Below are 1,387 nucleotides of genomic sequence, written 5' to 3'. Positions count from 1 at the left end.
TCCAGGAAGGTGATCATGCCATGACCGGTCTCTACGTGATAAGCACCAATATGCTGTGTAATACCACCTGACTCTCCACTAGCTACTTTCGCTTTACGGATATAATCAAGCAGAGAGGTCTTACCGTGGTCAACGTGACCCATTACACTGATAACTGGCGCACGAGGCGTCTCTTCACCTGCGTAATCGATACTCTCAATCACTTCAGCTTCGATCGCATCTTCAGCAACCAATTTCACTGTATGACCTAACTCCTCAGTAACAAGCACTGCAGTTTCTTGGTCAATAGACTGGTTCTGCGTTGCCATAACGCCCATACCCATCAGTGATTTAATCACAACGGCGCTCTTAACAGACATCTTGTCTGCCAATTCACTTACGATGATTGACTCACCGATATTTACTTCTCTAACCACAGGCGACACCGGTTTCTCGAAAGCATGAGTACGTTTTACTTTCTTCTTTTTAGACTTTAGCTTACGTGGCTGCGGCTCATCTTCATCGATAAGAACATCTAAACTGATTGTTGATAGATCTTCATCTCGCTGACGAGGCGCTCTGTGTCCGGCAGACTTAACATGCTTGCGTTTCGGAGCTTCGTCCTCATCCACAACAGGCACTTTTTCTTTCTTCTTGTGCTTTTTATGCTTTTCGTTTGTTTCAAGCTCAGCAGGCGTCACTGGTACTTCAGCCTTCGGCGCTTTCGCTTCACTTTTCTTAGCATCTTCCGCTTCACGCTTAGCTTCAGCCTCTTTGGCTTCTTGCTCTTTTCGAGCTTTCTCTTCAGCTTCTTTCGCTTCTTGTGCTTTCTTAGCAGCAACTTCTTCGGCTAGTTTAGCTGCTCGTTCTGCCTCTTCTTTCTTCTGCTGTTCAAGCTCTAAAGAGACTTCCGGGCGCTTCACATAGGTACGTTTCTTACGCACCTCAACATTAACTGTTTTTGACTTACCTTGACCCGCTGACATCTTCAAAGTTGATGTCGTCTTGCGCTTCAGTGTGATTTTCTTAGGCTCGTCATTTTCTTCGCCATGACTTTTCTTTAAGAAAGTCAGCAAAGTTTGCTTTTCTTCATCAGTAACAACCGAGCTCTCATCACGAGCAGGTAAACCTGCATCCGCGATTTGCTTTAACAGTCGGTCGACCGGTGCACCTATATCATTTGCCAGTTTTTTGACAGTTACTTCAGACATGATTAATTCTCCTGACTCCCGTCTTTATTCCTGGTTTTCAAACCAAGGTGCTCGTGCAGTCATAATTAACTGCCCGGCTTTTTCTTCATCCATCCCATCGACTTCCATTAACTCATCGATAGACTGTTCTGCAAGATCTTCCATCGTGACAATACCTTTACTAGCAAGAACCAAAGCCAAATGCTGGTCCATGCCGT

Annotated in this window: 2 protein-coding genes; both read right to left on the bottom strand. The window is 45.1% G+C overall.

Features of this window, described 5'->3' with window-relative positions:
- On the bottom strand, positions 1-1,190 hold a 1,190-nt coding region (locus A3729_RS20880; protein ID WP_197475963.1), incomplete at its 3' end, for a translation initiation factor IF-2 N-terminal domain-containing protein.
- 24 nt (positions 1,191-1,214) lie between these two features.
- Positions 1,215-1,387: helix-hairpin-helix domain-containing protein (locus tag A3729_RS31045; RefSeq protein ID WP_231877479.1), on the bottom strand; the 173-nt coding region annotated here is incomplete at its 5' end.

The sequence above is a fragment of the Oleiphilus sp. HI0043 genome (assembly GCF_001634935.1).
The sequence above is the reverse complement of the archived record's forward strand: the minus strand, read 5'-3'. Positions and strand labels throughout refer to the sequence as shown.